This window comes from Streptacidiphilus carbonis, assembly GCF_000787775.1.
Classification (GTDB): Bacteria; Actinomycetota; Actinomycetes; order Streptomycetales; family Streptomycetaceae; genus Streptacidiphilus; species Streptacidiphilus carbonis.
In genome coordinates this window covers 202,062-205,390 of the sequence record NZ_BBPM01000003.1, presented here as the reverse complement: position 1 = coordinate 205,390, position 3,329 = coordinate 202,062, and the positions used below count along the sequence as shown (strand labels likewise).

The window sequence follows — 3,329 nt, the reverse complement described above, 5'->3', positions numbered from 1 at the left end:
GGCGGCGGCGGGCGCGGCAGCAGCCGTGGCGAGGTCGGCCGCCGCGACGTCGGCGGGGGCCGCGGGGTCGGCGGCGCCATCGGCACGGTCGCGGGCCAGGGTCTTCTCGTCCGAGCCCTCCACCACGAAGCCCGCGTCGGCGATCATGTCCAGGTCGGCCTGGCCGGCCTGGCCCTCGCTGGTCAGGTAGTCGCCCAGGAAGATGGAGTTCACCAGGTGCAGCGCCAGCGGCTGCAGGCTGCGCAGATGCACCTCGCGGCCGCCCGCGAGCCGGACCTCGACGTCCGGGCAGACGAAGCGGACCATCGCCAGGATGCGCAGGCAGCGCTGCGGGGTGAGGTTCCACTCCTTCCCCAGCGGGGTGCCCTCGAACGGGATCAGGAAGTTCACCGGCACCGAGTCCGGGCTCAGCTCCCGCAGGGCGAAGACCACGTCCACCAGGTCGGCGTCGCTCTCGCCCATGCCCGCGATCAGGCCGGAGCAGGCGGACAGCCCGGCGGCCTGCGCCTGCTGCACGGTGTCCACCCGGTCGGCGAAGGTGTGGGTGGAGCAGATGTCGGTGTAGGTGTCCTCGGACGTGTTGAGGTTGTGGTTGTAGGCGTGCACGCCGGCGTCACGCAGCCGCTCCGCCTGCCCGTCGGAGAGCAGGCCCAGGCAGGCGCAGATCTCCACCTCCTCGTTCTCGGCCCTGATCGCCGAGACGGTGTCGGCGACCCGGTCCACATCCCGGTCGGTGGGGCCGCGCCCGCTGGCCACCAGGCAGACCCGCTTGGCGCCGCCGGCCAGGCCCGCCCTGGCGGCCGCGGCGGCCTGATCCGGCTTCAGCCAGGTGTACTTGAGGATCTCGGCCTTGGACCCGAGCCGCTGCGAGCAGTAGCCGCAGTCCTCGGGGCAGAGCCCGCTCTTCAGGTTGACCAGGTAGTTGAGCTTCACCCGGCGGCCGAACCACTGGCGGCGCACCCGTCCGGCGGCGGCCACCACGTCCAGCAGGTCCTCGTCCGGGGTGGCGAGCACGGCCAGGGCCTCCTCCCGGGTCGGGAGTTCGCGGCGCAGGCCCTTGGCGACGAGGGTTTCGAGCAGATCCATGGTCGTGATCCTGCCTGGCGGGAGGGGGTCGCCGCCACTGCGGAACCCGCCAGAAGATCTCGCCGAGGATTGGCCCGGAGGTCACAGAACCACCAAAAACACCCGCCTCCCGCACCCCCTGATCAAGACACAGGAGGACCCCATACACTCATCCGCATGACCACGACGGGGGAGCAGGCGGGGGCAGCGCACAACCCACCCCAGGGCCGCCCGTCCAGCCATCGGCGCCGGCGCCGCCACCCCCGGAGGATGGCGCTGGTCGGCTTCCTCGTGGTGGCCGCGGCGGGAGCCACCTGGGGCGAGGTCGCGTTCCTGGGCCCCTCGCACCTGGACCAGCAGTCGGCCGCCGACGGGATCTCCCAGGACACCGCGGGGCAGGGGAGCGGGACCGCCGCCTCGGGCAGCGACGCCAACGCCAACCTGGTCGACTTCATCCTGCCCAAGAAGGTCGACTACCCGGTCACCGCGACCAGCCCACAGGGCTACAACGGGACCCGGTACGCCGTGCTGGACCAGCGCGGCGGCCCCTGCGGGCCGGCCTTCGCCGCCGGCGCCCCGGCGGCCGCGACCACCCACTGCACCGGGTTTCTGACGGCTGATTACGTACGCGACGGCAAGCCGGCCGAGTACTCGTCGGTGACGGTCCTCTACTACCCGGACCGCGCGACGGCGGCCAGGGCAGCGAAGGCGCTCGCCGCCGGGCAGACCGCCCAGGCCGCGCTGCAGTTCCGGCAGCCGGGTGGGGGCCTCGCCGCGACCGACCCGCAGCCCGCCTCGACCGCGACCACGATCACCGGCGCGACCGGAACCACCGGCGGCACCACGGCCGGTTCCGGTGGTCAGCCCCGGTCGGGGGCGGCCAAGGCGGTCACCCCGTCGGCTCCGGCGAGCCCCACGCCCTCCGCGTCGGCGCCCGCGACGGTCGAGGATCCGGCCGACGCCGCCACCGTGGTCCATGTCGCCGCCGTCGGCCAGGCCGTGACGGTGGTCCAGACGGCCTTCCAGAACAGCGGCCCGCCGACCGCCGATCTGCAGACCCCCACCTGGTACCTCTCCTACGCCCTGGCCGAGGCGCTGGCCTGGGAGCCGGGCCCGTCGTCCGCCGCCACGGCGCAGTGAGGCCCGGCGTCACCGGGGCCGGGCGGTACTGAGGCCGAGGTCACTGCGGTCGGCGGCCTCGCGGCCGGGCGCCGCGCGTAGGATCGGCGCCGTGGACAGCGAACCCAAGCCCGAGCCCGCCGGGTACTGCGACACCGCCGACCGTCAGGCCCCGGCGGCCTCCCCGTCAGTGCCGGCCGTGCCCGGCCGGGCGGTGGCCGACTGCGTGCTGTGCGGGGAACCCAGCGAGCACCCGGCCGAGGTGTCCGGTGCCCCGCTGTGCCCGCTCTGCGAATGGCAGCAGGCCCAGCGTGGAGCGTGCTCGGGATGACGGTCGAGTCCGTCGGGTCCGCGGAGCCCACCCGGGTCGCCGACCCCTTCGACTGGCTGGACCAGGCCGCGGCCCGGCGCCGCAGCGCCGGCCTGGTACGCACCCTGCGCCCGCGCGCCGCCGAGGAGCCCCTGCTCGACCTGGCCGGCAACGACTACCTGGGCCTGGTGCGCCACCCCCGGGTGACCCGGGCCGCCGCCGACGCCGCGCTGCGCTGGGGCGGCGGCGCCACCGGCTCCCGTCTGGTCACCGGCACCACCGCGCTGCACGCCGAGTTGGAGGCGGAGCTCGCGGACTTCTGCGGCGCCGAGGCCGCCCTGGTGTTCTCCTCCGGCTACACCGCCAACCTCGCGGCGGTCACCGCGCTCACCGACGCCGACACCGTCATCGTCTCCGACGCGCTCAACCACGCCTCGCTGATCGACGGCTGCCGGCTGTCCCGGGCCCGGGTGGCCCGCGCCGCGCACCGCTCCCCGGACGCGGTCCGGGCCGAACTGGCGGCCCGAACCGAGCCGCGGGCCCTGGTCGTCAGCGACTCGGTCTTCTCGGTGGACGGGGACGCCGCCCCGCTCGCCGCCCACGCCGCGGCCTGCCGTGACCACGGCGCGGCGCTGCTCGTCGACGACGCGCACGGGCTCGGGGTGCTCGGCCCCGGCGGCGCCGGCGCGCTCGCCGCCGCCGGGCTGGCAGGGGCGCCGGACGTGGTCGCGACGGTCACCCTGTCCAAGTCGCTGGGCTCGCAGGGCGGCGCCGTGCTCGGTCCGCGCCGGGTGATCGAGCACCTGATCCAGGCGGCCAGGACCTTCATCTTCGA

Annotated in this window: 4 protein-coding genes; 3 read left to right on the top strand and 1 reads right to left on the bottom strand. The window is 75.3% G+C overall.

Annotation, left to right across the window (positions count from 1 at the left end; all coding sequences use genetic code 11):
• On the bottom strand, positions 1 to 1,086 hold a 1,086-nt coding region (bioB, locus tag TR46_RS03715; protein WP_084717846.1), incomplete at its 3' end, for a biotin synthase BioB.
• 156 nt (positions 1,087 to 1,242) lie between these two features.
• Here bioB and TR46_RS03710 point away from each other — a divergent pair.
• The 3 genes from TR46_RS03710 to TR46_RS03700 all read left to right on the top strand — a co-directional run.
• On the top strand, positions 1,243 to 2,205 hold the full coding sequence (locus TR46_RS03710) for a hypothetical protein (RefSeq protein WP_152626285.1): 963 nt from the start codon (positions 1,243 to 1,245) through the stop codon (positions 2,203 to 2,205).
• Between the two features lie 91 nt (positions 2,206 to 2,296).
• A complete protein-coding gene (locus TR46_RS03705) occupies positions 2,297 to 2,515 on the top strand; it encodes a hypothetical protein (RefSeq protein WP_042393236.1) in 219 nt (72 codons plus the stop codon).
• Positions 2,512 to 3,329: aminotransferase class I/II-fold pyridoxal phosphate-dependent enzyme (locus TR46_RS03700; RefSeq protein ID WP_084717844.1), on the top strand; the 818-nt coding region annotated here is incomplete at its 3' end. The genes TR46_RS03705 and TR46_RS03700, both read left to right, overlap by 4 nt.

Coding starts and splice junctions, on each gene's coding strand:
- TR46_RS03710 (WP_152626285.1), top strand. CDS start 1,243: ATGACCACGACGGGGGAGCAGGCGGGGGCAGCGCACAACCCACCCCAG.